Annotated in this window: 13 protein-coding genes; 4 read left to right on the top strand and 9 right to left on the bottom strand. The window is 66.6% G+C overall.

Features of this window, described 5'->3' with window-relative positions:
* Positions 1-9: 9 nt before the first annotated feature.
* From J2X41_RS04465 to J2X41_RS04435, 7 genes are all read right to left on the bottom strand, one after another.
* Positions 10-1,332: an O-antigen ligase family protein gene (locus tag J2X41_RS04465; RefSeq protein ID WP_310079938.1), complete on the bottom strand. Its 1,323-nt coding sequence runs from the start codon at positions 1,330-1,332 to the stop codon at positions 10-12.
* 48 nt (positions 1,333-1,380) lie between these two features.
* Complete coding sequence (locus tag J2X41_RS04460; protein ID WP_310079936.1) at positions 1,381-2,469, bottom strand: glycosyltransferase family 4 protein; 1,089 nt, start codon at positions 2,467-2,469, stop codon at positions 1,381-1,383.
* 44 nt (positions 2,470-2,513) lie between these two features.
* Positions 2,514-3,278: a WecB/TagA/CpsF family glycosyltransferase gene (locus tag J2X41_RS04455; protein ID WP_310079935.1), complete on the bottom strand. Its 765-nt coding sequence runs from the start codon at positions 3,276-3,278 to the stop codon at positions 2,514-2,516.
* Between the two features lie 444 nt (positions 3,279-3,722).
* Entirely contained in the window at positions 3,723-5,087 is a 1,365-nt protein-coding gene (locus J2X41_RS04450) for an O-antigen ligase family protein (protein WP_310079933.1), read from the bottom strand.
* A gap of 10 nt (positions 5,088-5,097) precedes the next feature.
* A complete protein-coding gene (locus tag J2X41_RS04445) occupies positions 5,098-6,504 on the bottom strand; it encodes an outer membrane beta-barrel protein (protein ID WP_310079932.1) in 1,407 nt (468 codons plus the stop codon).
* A complete protein-coding gene (locus J2X41_RS04440; RefSeq protein ID WP_310079931.1) occupies positions 6,470-6,946 on the bottom strand; it encodes a hypothetical protein in 477 nt (158 codons plus the stop codon). Before J2X41_RS04440 ends, J2X41_RS04445 begins: the two co-directional genes overlap by 35 nt.
* A gap of 190 nt (positions 6,947-7,136) precedes the next feature.
* A complete protein-coding gene (locus J2X41_RS04435) occupies positions 7,137-7,718 on the bottom strand; it encodes a hypothetical protein (RefSeq protein ID WP_310079930.1) in 582 nt (193 codons plus the stop codon).
* A gap of 207 nt (positions 7,719-7,925) precedes the next feature.
* Here J2X41_RS04435 and J2X41_RS04430 point away from each other — a divergent pair, with 207 nt between their 5' ends.
* The 3 genes from J2X41_RS04430 (at position 7,926) to J2X41_RS04420 (ending at position 11,999) form a co-directional block, all read left to right on the top strand.
* The gene (locus tag J2X41_RS04430; protein ID WP_310079929.1) at positions 7,926-8,519 is read left to right on the top strand and encodes a polysaccharide biosynthesis/export family protein; all 594 of its coding nucleotides are present in this window, start codon (positions 7,926-7,928) and stop codon (positions 8,517-8,519) included.
* Positions 8,520-8,698: 179 nt separating this feature from the next.
* A complete protein-coding gene (locus J2X41_RS04425; protein WP_310079928.1) occupies positions 8,699-9,484 on the top strand; it encodes a metallophosphoesterase family protein in 786 nt (261 codons plus the stop codon).
* Positions 9,485-9,575: 91 nt separating this feature from the next.
* A complete protein-coding gene (locus tag J2X41_RS04420) occupies positions 9,576-11,999 on the top strand; it encodes an EAL domain-containing protein (protein ID WP_310079927.1) in 2,424 nt (807 codons plus the stop codon).
* A 69-nt stretch (positions 12,000-12,068) separates the two neighbouring features.
* Here the strand turns inward: J2X41_RS04420 and J2X41_RS04415 are convergent, their stop codons facing one another.
* Both J2X41_RS04415 and J2X41_RS04410 read right to left on the bottom strand, forming a co-directional pair.
* On the bottom strand, positions 12,069-12,233 hold the full coding sequence (locus J2X41_RS04415; RefSeq protein ID WP_310079926.1) for a hypothetical protein: 165 nt from the start codon (positions 12,231-12,233) through the stop codon (positions 12,069-12,071).
* Between the two features lie 237 nt (positions 12,234-12,470).
* Positions 12,471-14,015, bottom strand: coding sequence for a helicase HerA-like domain-containing protein (locus tag J2X41_RS04410; protein WP_310079925.1), 1,545 nt, complete (start codon positions 14,013-14,015; stop codon positions 12,471-12,473).
* 116 nt (positions 14,016-14,131) lie between these two features.
* Between J2X41_RS04410 and J2X41_RS04405 the strand changes: the two genes are divergently transcribed.
* Positions 14,132-15,289: an AI-2E family transporter gene (locus J2X41_RS04405; protein ID WP_310079924.1), complete on the top strand. Its 1,158-nt coding sequence runs from the start codon at positions 14,132-14,134 to the stop codon at positions 15,287-15,289.
* Positions 15,290-15,303 lie beyond the last annotated feature (14 nt).

Raw genomic sequence — 15,303 nt, 5'->3', positions numbered from 1 at the left:
CGGGCTGGATCAGGCGCGGGCCGTCGACCTGCGGCGCGAAGACGATCCTTCGCGCCGTTCCGGCGACGGCGCCCGCGCCGGCTTGGACGACCGGCGCGTGATCACGCCGGTCAGGGCGATGGTGAACATCAGGAAGACCTCGATGATCGTGTCGCGCTCCAGCAAGCTGGATTCGGTCATGTTGTGGCCCGCGCAGAACACCAGCATGGCGATCAGCAGCGCCAACTGGGACCGCCCGGCGACGCTGGTGCTCAGCAGTCTTGCGGCCGGCGCGATGATCGCGGCGACCACCGCCAGGACCAGGCCCGGCACGCCGATCTGGACCAACAGGTCGATATAGCCGTTGTGCCCGTTGCCCAGCTCGCTGACCCAGTTCTTGGTGTATTGGTAGACGGGGCTGTTTTCGCCGATGTTCCAGAACGAACCGTAGCCCGAGCCGGTGAACGGATGGTCCTTGGCGTAGTTGAACAGGTACGGCCAGATCTCCCCCCGGCCGGTCAGGGCGTCCTTGCGCTGGAACGGGCCGAGCATTTCGTCCCACCATTTAAGCGAGCTCAACATCGCCAAAATGCTGCCGATGAGCAGGATCGGGATCAGGGCGATCCGATATTTCGGCTTGAACCGCAGGGCGATCGCGCCTGAGACCAGGGCGGTGATCAGCATGCCCATCGACGTCTTCGACTGGGTGCGGAACAGGTAGTAGGCCGTGGCCACGATGATGGCCAGCCGCAGCGCCAGCCACATGCGCTGGCCGCCGAAGGTGAAGATCAGGATGGTCATGGCGCAGATGGCGCCGGTGAAGTTCTTCTGCGGGAGCAGGCCGCGCCAATCGCCGATCAGACCCGTATCCATCGAATCCGCGAGACTGTGCACGGCCGACGGTGAAACCGCGATCGCGACGTAGTTGGCGGCCAGAAGCGCGGTCAGGAAGATCATCAGGACCTTGATCGTCCGGTCGTAGCCGCAATCGTCGATCACCAGGAAGATCGTCCAGATGATCATCGTGGTCAGCAGCAGGCGGCGAAAGCTGATCATCGGGTCGATCGCCCAGGTCAGGCTCAGCCAGCACCAGCCGATCGCCACCATCAGCGTCATCGGCACGATCAGCAGTTTTCGCCACTGCTGGAGAACGCCTACCGCCCAAAGGGTAGCGGCGAAGAGAATGGCGTAGGTGACCTGCCGGAAGGCGTTCCCGTTGCCGGTCATCGGGCCGCCGCTGGTGATGATCGGGGCGACGACCATCAGGGTCAGCAGCACGAACAGGATATAGGCCGCCGGGGTCAGGAACGGCCGGGGGCCCGTCCTGCGTCGACGCTCGCCGGTTTCTGTCATGTCACGCCCTCCTGTTGCGGCTGGGGTTTCGATGAATGCAGGCCATGCTCAGCCCATGAGCTGTTCGTAAGACGTAATCATGGCGTCGTAGGTCGCCGCGGCGCCCAGGGCGGTCGCTTGCGAGACGGCGGCGGCGTAGTGGACGGGGTTGTCCAGCAGCCGCAGGATTTCGCGCGCCAGCGAACGATCATCGTGCAAGCCCACGACCACGCCGCAAAGCGCGCCGTCGGGCGCGGTGACGCCCTCGATCTGGACCTGTGCGTCCGAGACCACCAACGGCATGCCCAGCTTGGCGGCTTCGATCAGGGCCAGGCTATGGCCTTCGAACAGGCTGGGCTGAACGAAGACGTCGCCGCCGGCCAGGATCTCCAGCGTCTCGGTGCGGGGATGGAAGCCGAGGAACTGCACGCGGTCGGTCACGCCGAGTTCGGCCGCCAGCGCCTTGAGGGCGGGCCCTTCGGATCCGTCGCCCACGATGCGCACGACCACGTCCGGCATGTGAACGGCGGCGCGGATCAGGACCGGATAGTTCTTCTGCTCGGCCAGGCGGCCGATGGCGACGACCTGGCGCCCGGTCCGCCGACCCAGGCGCGCCTTGGCCAGGCGGGCGATCCGCGCCTCGACATCGGGCGGCAGGGCGTTCTTGATCGTCGTCAACTTGCCGCGATAGGCAGCCGGCTTGCCCTGGTGCGTGCGCCGCACCGCTTCGGACACCCCGACGATGTGAGCGACGCTGGAAAGGGAGCCGGTCAGGCCGTCGACGAGGTTGAGGACGCGATTGTAGGTCTCGGACGGCGAATGGTGGGAGGTGACCACGCGAACCCGGCGGCGGGCCAGGGTGGCTGCGACCGGCGCCAGGACATTGGCGGCCGGCAGGGCCGTGAACACGATGTCGGCCTCGAACCCGTCGAACAGGCGCGCCAGGTCGCGGACCATGGCCAGCTTGGCGCCGAGCGACGCCGGCCTTTCGGGCACGGCGTAGGTCCAGGCGGCCGTAGGCGCGAGCTCCTGGGCGGGAGAGTCGCCGGGATAGAGCGCCGCGAGCATGACCTGATGGCCGCGCGCGCGCAGGCCCTCCGCCAGATTGGCCCAGATCTCCTGGGCGCCGCCGGAGGTCGAATGCGAGACCAGGAGCACGATCCGGCGGGCCCCGGAAGAAACGTTTTCGATCGGCCTCGCGGTCACGGCGTCTTGGCGTCCGTCAAGGCTGGCGCGCTATCGGTGGTCTGGGTCGCCAGATAGAAGAGCGCCGGCAAGTTGGTTCTGAAATACCGCCCGCCCAGACGCAGGGGCTCGTTGATCGTCCGGTGCAGCCACTCCAGGCCGATGATCTGCATCCAACGCGGCGCGCGTTTGAACTTGCCGGAATAGTGGTCGAACATTCCGCCGCAAGTCCGGATCCAGCCGATGCCCGAAAGGCGCTCGCGATTCCTGTGGGCGAAGGCTTCCTGCAGCGGGCTGCCGAGCCCGACCCACATCACGTCGGTCTTCAGGGCCACGGCCTCCGCGCAAATCTCAGCCTCGTCTTCCTGGGTGAAGTAGCCGTTGCGGACGCCGACGATCTCCAGCTCCGGATAAAGCGCGCGAAAGTGTTCGGCGGCCTTTTCGGCGACGCCGGGCTTGGCCCCGAGAAAATAGAACTTCAGGCCTTCGCGTGCGGCGACATCCGCGGCGTCGTTGATGAAATCGGTGGTGGCCACGCGTTCCCTCAACGGTTCGGCGCAGAGCAACTGCGTGGCCATGACCAGCGGCATGCCGTCGGCGTCGACAATGTCGGCCTCGAGGATCAGGTCGCGAAACGCGGGGCTACGATGGAAGTCCGCAATGACCGCGCCGTTCGAAGAGACCACTATGCGTGGATAGCCCTTCCTGCCCGCCCGCGCCGCCCGGCTGTCTTCCAGCATCACGGCCGCGAGTTCCGCGCGGGTCAGGCGCGTGGTGGGCACTCCGCCCACCAGGAGAGTGCGCAACGCCCCCGACCTATCTGGCATGCAGTTCGCCAATCCTGAACAGACTCAACGCCATGACTTCGGTCGATATCCTTTGCGTCCGCTCGGAGGTCGCATTTTCTGTCCGGATCACGACTCTGACGCGCAATCGCGAAGACAGAGCGAGTGAAATCAAAAGGCTTTCGAGACCAACACTTCCGAGACGACGTCGCCGGATCTACATGTCCGAAAGGCCGCCCCATACACAAGCGTATCGTGTCGTTTTTGATATGTCCTTGTGGTCTCGATCAATTTTTTGCCACCTCATAACGCCCGACGCGTTCGGAGCGCACTCGGGCGGGCCTTGGCCGCGTTCCCAAATCCAAGACCTTGTCGGAGATTTGCAGGCGCCGCTCAAGAGGTCAGATTAAACCAAACCTATCAGGCAATGGTTAAGCCTTATCAACGCCGAGGCTCGCTTCGCCATTGCGTGAACGCGAACTGCAGGCCGAGCAGAAAGGCCCAGAACGCGGCGATGGAGGGCACCTGCAGCGCGTAGTCGGTGGTTCCATGAAGCAGCACGACTGCGCTGGAGGCCACCAGTCCCCGCGCCAGCGTCTTGCCGGAGCGCATCTTCGAGACATGGAGGGCGGAGATCAGCGTGATCGCGGCCACCAGGGCGAACATCGGCAAGGCTCCGGCGACGCCCGCTTCCTCCAGCCACTGGATGTAGACGTTGTGAGCGGCGCGGATCGACCACAGGACCGAATAGTTCTCCGTCGTCAGGGCCCGGCCGTTGACGTCGTTGAACGATCCAAGCCCATGTCCGAACACGGGCGAGGCCAGGAAGGCGTTCCAGTGGGTGGAGAAGATCAGGCCGCGAATCGTGGCGTCGGAATCCAGTTCGTCCACGCGGGTCCACATGGGAATCGAAGCGACGCCGACGACCGCCAACGCCGCCGCGGCCAGAGCGAGGTCGCGCGGACGAATCGTGATGCGGATCTTGCGCTGCGAGGCGAGATCCCACGCCAGCAGGACAAGGATCGACACGCCCGTCGCGGCCAGGCCCATGCGGGAGGCGGTCAGCACCAGGCAGGTGGCGATGAATAGGAGGCTTCCGGCCGGCGTCGCCAGCTTGCGCAGCCGGTCCCCTTGGTCCAGCCGCGCCGTTCGCCGCAGCTGCCGAAGGAGGAAAGCGGTGGTGATCACCGCCATTATGCCGAAGACGGTCGCTCCGCTGTTGGCGCTCAGGAAGCCGCCGGATAGCCGACCCCTGACCTGGAGACCGGCCAGGAAGAAGGCGATCGACAAGGCGGCGTAGACGCCGCCGAGCAGGACGATCCAATCGATGCTCGTACGAGCCCGTTCGCCACGCGCGCCGTGAACGCAGCCCACGGCGAAGACACAGGCCAGGCCGCAGAGCTTGACGATTTCAAGCCAGGTCGCCGATCGGTTGATCGTCAGGACCCCGGGGGCGCCCGCCAGCGCCCACACGGGGGCGGAGGCCGGCGAGGCCGGGAGATAGAGCGTCAAGAGAGCGACGGCCAGGACGGTCGCAAACAGCCCCAGCAGAGGCCAGACGAAGCCCAACTCGACCAGTTCGTTCCGGACGCGCGGCCGGGTCAGAACGGCGCATAGGGCCAAGGCCAGCATCAGGGAGAACCCCTGAGCCATGGCGGTCTGGTTCGCTCCGGCCGCCAGATGGGTCAGGTAGAGCCCGGCGGGCGCCGCGGCCAGGGCCAGCCTCCGCCACCGTGTCCCCGCCGAGGCGGGCGCGCGCGGAGCCAGGAGGCGCCGATGGCGACGCCGCGCTTGCCAGGAGGCCATGGCGAATCGGCTAGAATTGGGTCGTCAGCGAAAGGGCGACCCGATCGACCGTATAGTTGGGGCCGCTGCTGGTTCCGTCGGACGATTGCTTGGTGCGATAATAGCGGACGGTGAGGCCCAGATTGCGATTGACCAGATAGTTGCCGCCGAGCGCGAACTCGGTCCGGTTGTCTTTGCGGTCGATGCCGTTGTAATCGTCGTTGGCGTGCTTCACGCTGGCGCTCAGGATCACGTTGCGCAGCAGTTCGTGGTCGACGCTCAGGCCGAAGTCGGTGGACAGATAGCCGCCCGCGCCGACGACGCCGGCGTCTTCAATGCCCCGCGCCGCCGTGGCCGTGACGGTGGTGAGTTCGGTCGGGAACCATTCCACCTGGGTGCGCGAGCCGAAGCCGTGGATGTCGCCGTAGGCGGCGTTGTCGAACGACTGGCTGATGTAACCGACCGCCACTTCACCGCGGACGACGGCGCCCAGTTCGAAGTTGACGCCGGAGAGCAGCTCATAGCCCTTCGAGTCCCGTGATGGCGTGGCGGCAGTGCTGGTATCGTAGTTGCGCTTGTTGCCTGTCGCCGCGACGAAGATCGCCGTCGCCGGGCTGACGGCATAGTCCACGCGGCCCTGCAGGCTGCTGTTGACGCGGTCGCGGGCGTCCTGATCGATGACGGCGCCGTTAAGGTCAAAGCCGTCCTTGTAATTATAGGACTGGATGTCGGCGCGGGTCGTCAGCTTGGTGCGACCCACGATCCGGGTGGCCGACGCGTAGGCCTGGGCCTGGTCGTACTTGATCGGGTCGCGGGCCGAGACCGCCGTGTTCGACGAGGTGCGCGGCTCGATCGCCTTGATGTAGTCCGCGCCCGCCGCGATGTTGAACTCGCGCAGGACATCGACGCGACCAGTGCCGCCGATGCTCCAGTTGTTGGCGTTTTCGGTGTGGTACTTCTCATTGCGAATGAAGTCGCCGCGGACGTAGGCGTTCAGCTGATGCCGCGACCAGTTCGAATTGAGCGTGGCCGAGGGGCGAGCATGAAAGGCCCAGTCGCTGACCGGCCCCGTCTCGACGGCGAAGACGTTGTCGCTGTTTTCGTTGTCGAGCTGAAGGCGGGGAAACAGCGAGAACGTGCCGATCGACGTGCCGAGCGCTTCATATTCGGGGTGCGGACGGTCCAGGACCGCGACGCTGCGATCCCGGGCGAACAGGTCGCTCGTGCGCGCCTGGGCCGAATCGAGCGCCTGGCCGAACGAGATCGTCGGGCAGGCGCTCGCCGCAACGGCGAGAATGAAGCAGGCCTTGGCGGCGTTCGTCTTGATGTCGGTCGCCCGCATGTGGCCAAGTCCCTCGTTCCGTTCAGTCACTTTGCACCCTCGATCAGCTTTTTGTCGGCCGTTAGGCCGCACGGTAGTCCGAACCGCCGCCGCCACCCGTGGCGCCCGGAGCCGAGATCGGCGGACCGCCGGTGGGGCCGATCGCGCCGGGACCTTCCTGCACCTTGATGGCCGCCTGAACCTTGGCCAGAACCTCGGCGATGGCGGCGGCGATCGCGGGGGTCAGGGTTCCCGCGGCCTGCATGTTGGTCTGGGTAAGCTGCAGCGCGGCCACGGCCGTGAGCGGCTCGACGCCGCTGGTGGCGATGGTCTGCTCCAGGGCCGTCACGATGACGGCCTGAGTGGCGTCGGCCGGCAGCGACTTCGACTTGGCGCTGGCTTCCGCGGCCTGCGCCGCGATCGCCAGGGCCGACGCCAGAGGGCCGGGATCCGGCGCCGGCGCCTGGGCGACAGCGATAAGCGGCGAGACTGCGAAGCCCATCGCCGCGGTGGCCGCCATCGCACGCATCGCGATGGCCACGAATGTGTTTCTGTTCATTCCAAATCCCCCTCACCGCGAAGCTCAGTTCGCGGCTCATCGGCCCACCAGCAAAGGCGGCGCCAATCCCCTCTCGATAGTGGTAAGCCCGACTGCCGCAAAACGTGTAAATCTACGACTTGGGCGTTTACTATAACTTCAAAACCAACGCAACATCCACGAGTAAGCAGAGAACACGAAGAATAATCGACTATTCTGCCGCTTTTGCGAGCAGGCCGTGATCTCTCAGCGCATCGTTGTGACCTGAACGCTCGACCAAAGCGGCCGCCCAGCGCCCGGCTGGATTGTGGATGGCGCGAACAATGTCGGGGCCGCCACTATGGTAGCGGGCGAAATTCCTCATTTCACCCACCGCGCGGATCCTCAAGGCGGGGGTCATTTCGGTCCAGTGTTCGAAAATGAAACGCAGGCGCCAGCGCGTAACGTCGGGACCGAGCGGCGCGGCCTGGTAGGATTTGTCGAGATAGTCGAGGGCCTGGGCGTCCAGCGTCCGGGTCCCGAGCTGCCGCACATAGGCCCGCCGCAGCCAGGCGTTCGCCGCGGTCGGCGCCTGCGCCAGCGCCGCCTGGCTTTCCCGGTCGGCCTTGATGGTCTGGGGATACTGCGCCAGGAGCGCCTGATCCGCGCGCATCTCGTGGACGGGCGCAAGGTCGGGGCTGATCGCGTTCGGCCACGCCAATCCCGCGGTGGTGAGCGCCGCGCCGCCTGCGGTCGCAATCGCCAGGATTGCGATGGCGGTCGTTTTCAATGTCCTGGGCGTCATCCACGCCATTCCTGGCCTCTTCATCGGTCGATGCGCCGGCATCTGCGTCGCGCAATATTGCTACTCTATTATGATCGCGGGCTCGCGGCGGCGAGCAATTCATATCGCGGGCGTGGCCGTGCAGCCCAGCCCCTTGCTAAAGTCGGGCCTGTCTGCTTTTGAACAAGCTATCGCCACACCGCTATGGTTTCGACGGTCGGAAAGAGGATTTCGATAATGCGGCACTTCTTGCGTCTCTTCGCCATGAGCCTTGTTCTGGCCTTCGGAGGCGTCGCCTGCGCCCAGACACCCGCCGCCCCGGCCACGACCGCCTCGGCCGCGGCCAGCCCCGACGCCGTCATCCGGGTGGTGCCGGAATATCGGCTGGGCGTGGCGGACAAGGTGCGGGTCAATGTCTTCGGCGAGGAAGCCCTCACCGGCGAGTTCCTGGTCGGCGGCGGCGGCAAGGTCTCGCTGCCGTTGATCGGCGAGGTGCAGGCGGCCGGCCTGACGATCTCGCAATTCCAGCAAGAGATCAGCAACGAGCTGCGCAAAGGCTATATCAAGGAGCCGCGCGTCAGCGCCGAGGTCCTGACCTATCGCCCGTTCTACATCCTGGGCGAGGTGAACAAGCCCGGCGAGTATCCCTACACCAACAATCTCACCGTTTTGAACGCGGTGGCCACGGCCGAGGGCTTTACCTATCGCGCCAACAAGCGCGTGGTCTTCATCAAGCGCGCCGAGGATCAGGCCGAGCAGTCCTATCCGCTGACGCCGCTGACGAAGGTCGCGCCCGGCGACACCATCCGGATCGGCGAGCGTTATTTCTAGGCTTCAGCATTTTAACTTTGGATCGTTACCCTTGCTCCGCACCAACGTCTCGCCCCGCCACGCGCCTGGTCGCCTGTCGGGGCGAGCGCGTCTCGATGGGGTCATGACGGATTGGATGGGGGATGATCGGTAACTGGTTAGGGCGTCGGAAAACGTCGAACGCCGGCCCAACCGCCAGCGTGCCGCTCGGCACGCTGGTGTGGACGGTCGGCGACGTGCATGGACGGCTGGATCTTCTGCGCCCCCTGCTCAGCGCCATCCTTGAAGATTTCGACCGCAGCGCCGAGACCCGAAAGGTGCTGATCTTTCTTGGCGACTACGTCGACCGGGGCCCGGAGTCCAAGGGCGTGATCGATCTTCTGTGCCGCCTGGCCGACGACGGACCGGTCGAGACCATCTTCCTGCGCGGCAACCATGAAGACCGCATGGCGGCCTTCCTTGAGGATCCCAGCATCGGCCCAACCTGGTGCGACTACGGCGGGCGCGAGGCGCTCCGGTCATACGGCGTGACGGCGCCGACCGATCGCGCCGACAAGGACGCCTGGGCCGCGGCGTCGGCCGAACTCAACGCCGCCGTCAGTGATCGCCACCGAGCCTTCCTTCGGGACCTGCGGTTCAGCGTCAGCGTCGGCGACTACTTCTTCGTGCACGCCGGCGCGCGACCCGGCGTACCGCTGGACCAGCAGTCCCGGCACGACATGATGTGGATCCGGCAGACCTTCCTGGACGACGGCCGGGCCTTTGAGAAGATCGTCGTTCACGGCCACACGCCGACCGACGACATCCAGTCCGATCATCGTCGGATCGGCCTGGATACAGGTGCCTACGCCACGGGCGTGCTGACCGCCGTGCGCCTGGAAGGCGCCGAACGCGCCGCGCTGCAGACCGCCATGACGGGTTCGGGCGTGGAGCTCTGGCGCAGCGAGGTCGAGACCAGCAAGGGCGCGAAACGCTCGGCGAGATAGCCGCGCGCTCTTCTTCGTACGTCCGGAGCGAAACCCTTTTTTTGCATCTTGGCCGCTACAGGTTGCAGGTGACGCCCTGGGGGACCTGCGCTTGCTCAAGGTTTTGACCTGCCTGACGACGGAGCATGATCTGCGGCTGGTGGTGGTCGCCGGCCTGATCTGCTTCGCCGCTTGCTTCACGGCGTTCCGCCTCTATTCCCGCATGCGCGGGGCCAAGGGCGTGGTGCGGGCCGCGTGGCTGCTGTTGACCGGGCTAGTGTCCGGCTCGGGCGTGTGGGCCACCCACTTCATCGCCATGGTCGCCTACAATCCCGGCCTGAAGACCGGCTACAGCCCGTCGGGCACCTTGTTGTCGCTGATGATCTCGGTGCTGTTCATGGCCGGCGGCTTCGCCGTCGCCTCGGCCCAGCGCACGCGCACCAACGACTTCGCCGGCGGCCTGATCCTGGGCATGGGCGTGGCCGCCATGCACTATACGGGCATGTCCGCCTTCGTGACCCAGGGCTTCGTGCAATGGGAGCAGGCGACGATCGCGCTCTCCGTGCTGGCCGGCGTCGTCGGCGCGGCGGGGGCGCTGCAGCTGGCCGGACGCGCGCGCAGCCTGTCCAAGCAACTGGGCGGCGGGCTGGTCCTCACCCTCGGGATCTGCGCCCTGCACTTCATCGGCATGGGCGCGATCACCATCGTGCCCGACCCGTCGATCAACGTGCCCGACCAGATGCTGTCGGGCGGCGTCCTGACCCTGGCCGTGACCTCGATCACCGGCATGATCATCCTGGGCGGACTGGGCGCGGTGGCCATCGAGTCCTCGACCAGCCGCTCGGCCCTGGACCGCATCCGCCGCTTGGCCAACGCTGCCTATGAGGGCATCGTGGTGGTCCAGGACGGCCGTATCAACGACGCCAACGCCGCCTTCTGCGACCTGGCCGGCGCCGAGCTGGACGCCCTGCTGCGCACGCCGCTGTCCGACCTGCTGACCCTCGACAGCGACGCCCCGACCCGCGAGGGCGTGCGACGCGAAGGCGTGTTGCAGCCCGCCGACGGTGACCGCGCGATCCCGGTCGAGGTGTTTTCGCGCCTGATGGACGACGGCGCCCGGTCCGAAACCTCGGGCCTGACGGTGCTGGCCGTCCGCGACCTGCGCGAGCGTCGCTCGGCCGAAGAGAAGATCCGCTATCTGGCCGAACACGATGGCCTGACCGGCCTGCCCAACCGCAATTCGCTGCAGGCGCGCCTGGCCGCGGCCCTGGATCGCGTCGAGGCTTCAGGCGAGAGCTTGTCGCTGATCTGCATCGACCTGGACCACTTCAAGGAAGCCAACGATCTGCACGGCCACCTGGCCGGCGACGCCCTGCTGGTCGAGACCGCCCGCCGGCTCCAGGATAGCCTGACCGGTTCGTCCTTCGCCGCGCGTCTCGGCGGCGATGAGTTCATCGTCGTTCAGGTGGCGGCCGGCGACCAGCCCGCCGCCGCCGCCGAACTGGCGGGCCGACTGCTGGAGACCTTGTCGACGCCGGCGACGTACGAGGGCCAGGAGCTGGCCATGGGCGCCAGCCTGGGCGTTTCGCTGTTCCCCGACGACGGCCGCACGGCCGAGGCGCTGCTGGCCAACGCCGACATGGCGCTGTACCGCGCCAAGGAAGGCGGCCGCGGCGCCTATCGCTTCTTCAAGCGCGAGATGGACGAGTCGATCCGCGAGCGCCGGACCATGGCGCGGGAGCTGCGCCAGGCGATCACCGACGAGGAGCTGACCGTCCACTACCAGCCGCTGGCCAGGGCGTCCGACGGCGAGATCTGCGGCTTCGAGGCCCTGGTGCGCTGGAACCATCCGGTGCGCGGCATGGTTCCGCCGCTGGAATTCATCCCGGTCGCCGAGGAGAACGGCCTGATCGCCCAGCTGGGCGAGTGGGTCCTGCGCCGGGCCTGCGCCGACGCGGTCAGCTGGGAACGGCCGCTGCGTATCGCGGTGAACCTGTCTCCGCTGCAATTGAACCAGCCGAACCTGCCGGCCCTGGTGCACGAGGTGCTGGTCCAGACCGGCCTGTCGCCCCGGCGGCTGGAGCTCGAAGTCACCGAGAGCGCCCTGTTCAAGGACTACCAGCGGGCGCTCGACAACCTGCGCCGGCTGAAGGCCCTGGGCGTGCGGATCGCCATGGACGATTTCGGCACCGGCTTCTCGTCGCTCTCGACCCTGCAGTCGTTCCCGTTCGACAAGATCAAGATCGACAAGAGCTTCGTCGAGAACATCCACCGTCACGATCGCGCGACGGTGATCGTCCGCGCCGTGCTGGGCCTTGGTCGGAGCCTGGATATCCCCTGCGTCGCCGAGGGGGTGGAGACCCAGGAGCAGATCGACTTCCTGCGCGGCGAGGACTGCGCGGAGCTGCAGGGCTATGCGATCGGTCGTCCCGCCCCGGTCGACACGCTTTCCGCCTGGACGCTGGCGAGCGAGGCCGCGACGAAGCCATCCCTGGCCGGGGCGGACAGGAAGACTGTGAAGCGCAAACGCGCCTGATCGTGGAAGACCGTCTCACGCACCTCGTGCGCGGGCGAGCCTAATTCGAGACCACAGATCCGTGTCGGTTCAGCGGCCCATGACGATGAAGCCGAAGATCACCGCCACCCAAACCGCCAGGCTGAAGCCGGCGCAGAGGATCAGCGGCCATCGGATCTTGTACCGCGGCGGCGTACGCCGGGTCGCGCGCAGAAAAGGAGTGTGCGTTTGAACGTTCGAGGGACCGAACTTCATTTGCGTTTCCTCCGGCGCCCAGCTTGATCCAGGGTCTCTGCCCCGCCCGCCGTGTACGCTCATAGATAAGAGGCCCAGATTAGCTCTAGCGCAAGGCATACACACGCATAGGGCGTGGAAAAATGCGTCAAATTCGCGCAATCCTGGCTGAATGTCGCCCTTTCCCGCGGACAGGCTTCGATTTTCTCGGGCGAATCCGAAGCGTCGGCCCGGTTCGCCGCAAGCTTTGCCTTTGATTTAGCGTCTCCGACTCATGCCGCCCATCAGGCCGCGCATGATCTCGCGGCCAGCCTGGTTGGCGATCGTCCGCAGCAGCGAGGTGGCGAAGGCCTCGCCCATCGACTGGCGGCTGGACGCGCGTGGACGCGGCGCGGCGCGCGTCTCCCGCGCCTCCTCCCGTTCGCGCACCTTCTCGGCGGCGACGCGCTGGCGCTCGGCCTCGGCCTGGGCGGCGGCCGTGTCGGCCTGCTGCTGGGCCTGGGCGGCGCGTCCTTGCAGGGTCTCGTAGGCCGAGGCGCGATCCAGCGCGGTGTCGTAGAGACCGGCGACAGGGCTCTTGGCGATCAGGGCCGCGCGCTCTTCGGGGGTCAGAGGGCCCAGGCGCGAGGCGGGCGGTCGGACCAAGGTCTTCTGGACGACGCAGGGCGCGCCCTTGGCGTCCAGGGTCGAGACCAGGGCCTCGCCGACCCCAAGGGCCTGGATGGTCTCGGCGGTGTCGAAGGCCGGATTGACCCGGAACGACTGGGCGGCGGCCTTCAGGCCCTTCTGGTCGGCCGGCGTGTAGGCCCGCAGGGCGTGCTGCACCCGCGCGCCCAACTGGCCCAGGACGGCATCGGGGATGTCGGCCGGGTTCTGGGTGACGAAATAGATGCCCACGCCCTTGGATCGGATCAGCCGTACGACCTGCTCGATCTTCTCCAGCAGCGGCTTTTCGGCGTCGTTGAACAGCAGGTGGGCCTCGTCGAAGAAGAACACCAGCTTGGGCTTTTCGGGATCGCCGACCTCGGGCAGTTCCTCGAACAGCTCCGACAGCAGCCACAGCAGGAAGGTCGAATAGAGCTTGGGCGACTGGATCAGCTGGTCGGCCGCCAGCAGGTTGACGTAGCCGCGGCCGGCGGCGTCGGTGCGCATCAGGTCGGCCAGTTTCAGGGCCGGTTCGCCGAAGAAGTTCTCGGCCCCCTGGCTCTGCAGGGTCAGCAGCTTGCGCTGGATCGAACCGATCGTGGCCGGGGCGACGTTGCCGTACTGGGTGCCGATCTCGGCGGCGTGGTCGGCGACATATTTCAGCGCCGCCTGCAGGTCCTTCAGGTCCAGCAGCAGGAGGCCGTCCTGGTCGGCGACGTGGAAGACCACGGTCAGCACGCCTTCCTGCACGTCGTTCAGTTCCAGCAGCCGCGACAGCAGCAGCGGGCCCATCTCGGAGATGGTGGTGCGGATCGGATGGCCCTTCTTGCCGAACAGGTCCCAGAACACCACCGGCGGGGCGGCCGGCGTCAGGGTCAGGTCCATGGACGCGGCGCGGGCCAGCATCTTGTCATTGGGGACCCCGATCGCGCCGACGCCCGAGAGGTCGCCCTTCACGTCGGCGGCGAACACCGGCACGCCGGCGTCTGAGAAGGCCTGGGCCATGACCTGCAGGGTGACGGTCTTGCCCGTTCCCGTCGCGCCCGCCACCACGCCGTGACGGTTGGATCGATCGAGACGCTGGGTCACCGGTCCGCTCTCCACGCTCCCTTGGGCCAGCCCGATGAGGATTTCGCCTTCGCCGATCGTCAGGGTCATACGCAACGTCCTTTGCCTTGAGAGCTTAAGCCTAGACCCGGCCTTGCGCCGCGCCAATCGCCTCGCGCAATGTGGCGACAGTCTTTTACAGACCTTCCAGGAAAGAGACCCCGCCGATGTCCATCTCCCCGTCGATCACCGGCCGCAACGCCCTGGTGTTCCTGGCGGTCATCGCCGGAGCCGCCGCGTTGTACTGGATGCGCGGCATCCTCACGCCCCTGGCCATGGCCGCGTTCCTGGCGGTGATGATCGACAGCTTCGCCCGCGTGCTGGTCGAGCGGTTGCCGAGGTTCCCCAGGAACCTGGCCCTGCCGGCCGCCATCTTCCTGTCGATCGCCATGTTCGCGGCCGCGGTCTGGGTGGTGACCGCCAACGGCGCCAGCTTCGTCGGCCAGATTCGCGACTACGCGCCACGCCTCAACGAGGTGATCGCCAAGGTCGCCTCGCTGGTCGGGATCAAGGTGGCGCCGACGATCGGCGACCTGATCAACCAGCTCAATCCCAGCAAGTACGCCGGGGCGGCCGCCCAGAGCCTGCAGAACTTCGCCTCCAACGCCATTCTGGTGCTGATCTATCTGGGCTTCATCATCGCCTCGCGGCGGGGGTTCAGTCGCAAGATCGTCGCGCTCTATCCGCATCATGCCGAGCGCGACGGGGCGGTCCAGCTGTTCCAACGCATCCGTAACGGCGTCGAGCAGTACCTATGGATCCAGACGGTCACCGGCCTGATGATCGCCGCCGCCGCCTGGGTGGTGATGATGTTGCTGCGGCTGGACAACGCCCTGTTCTGGGCCTTCCTGATCTTCGTGGCCGCCTACATCCCGATCATCGGCGGGGCGGTCGGCTGCATCCTGCCGCCGCTGTTCGCCCTGGTGCAGTTCCCCGACAGCTTCTGGCCGGCCCTGATCCTGTTCGGCGCCCTGGAGCTGATCTTCTTCGTGGTCGGCAACGTCATCTATCCGCGCATGCAGGGCGACAGCCTGAACATCGACCCGACGGTCGTTCTGCTGTCGCTGGCGGTGTGGGGCGCGCTGTGGGGCGTGACGGGCATGTTCCTGTCCACCCCGCTGACCGTGGCCCTGATGCTGATCATGGCCCAGTTCGACGGGACGCGCTGGATCGCCATCCTGCTGTCGGAGGATGGCGACCCCAGCGGCGCGGGCCTGGATCGCAAGACGCCAGGCGCGCCGGAGAAAGCCCCGCTCGACAAAAAGGCAGGTTCCGCGTCGGCTTCGCGACAGAAGTCGACCCGGGGGACTTCAAATCCCAAATGACCTTCCTATCTAGA

Origin of the sequence: Caulobacter sp. BE254, from assembly GCF_031457295.1 — a bacterium.
Taxonomy (GTDB): domain Bacteria; phylum Pseudomonadota; class Alphaproteobacteria; order Caulobacterales; family Caulobacteraceae; genus Caulobacter.
This window is presented reverse-complemented; position numbering and strand designations above follow the sequence as displayed.

Coding starts and splice junctions, on each gene's coding strand:
- J2X41_RS04405 (WP_310079924.1), top strand. CDS start 14,132: ATGTCCATCTCCCCGTCGATCACCGGCCGCAACGCCCTGGTGTTCCTG.
- J2X41_RS04435 (WP_310079930.1), bottom strand. CDS start 7,718: ATGGCGTGGATGACGCCCAGGACATTGAAAACGACCGCCATCGCAATC.
- J2X41_RS04440 (WP_310079931.1), bottom strand. CDS start 6,946: ATGAACAGAAACACATTCGTGGCCATCGCGATGCGTGCGATGGCGGCC.
- J2X41_RS04465 (WP_310079938.1), bottom strand. CDS start 1,332: ATGACAGAAACCGGCGAGCGTCGACGCAGGACGGGCCCCCGGCCGTTC.
- J2X41_RS04450 (WP_310079933.1), bottom strand. CDS start 5,087: ATGGCCTCCTGGCAAGCGCGGCGTCGCCATCGGCGCCTCCTGGCTCCG.
- J2X41_RS04415 (WP_310079926.1), bottom strand. CDS start 12,233: ATGAAGTTCGGTCCCTCGAACGTTCAAACGCACACTCCTTTTCTGCGC.
- J2X41_RS04430 (WP_310079929.1), top strand. CDS start 7,926: ATGCGGCACTTCTTGCGTCTCTTCGCCATGAGCCTTGTTCTGGCCTTC.
- J2X41_RS04410 (WP_310079925.1), bottom strand. CDS start 14,015: ATGACCCTGACGATCGGCGAAGGCGAAATCCTCATCGGGCTGGCCCAA.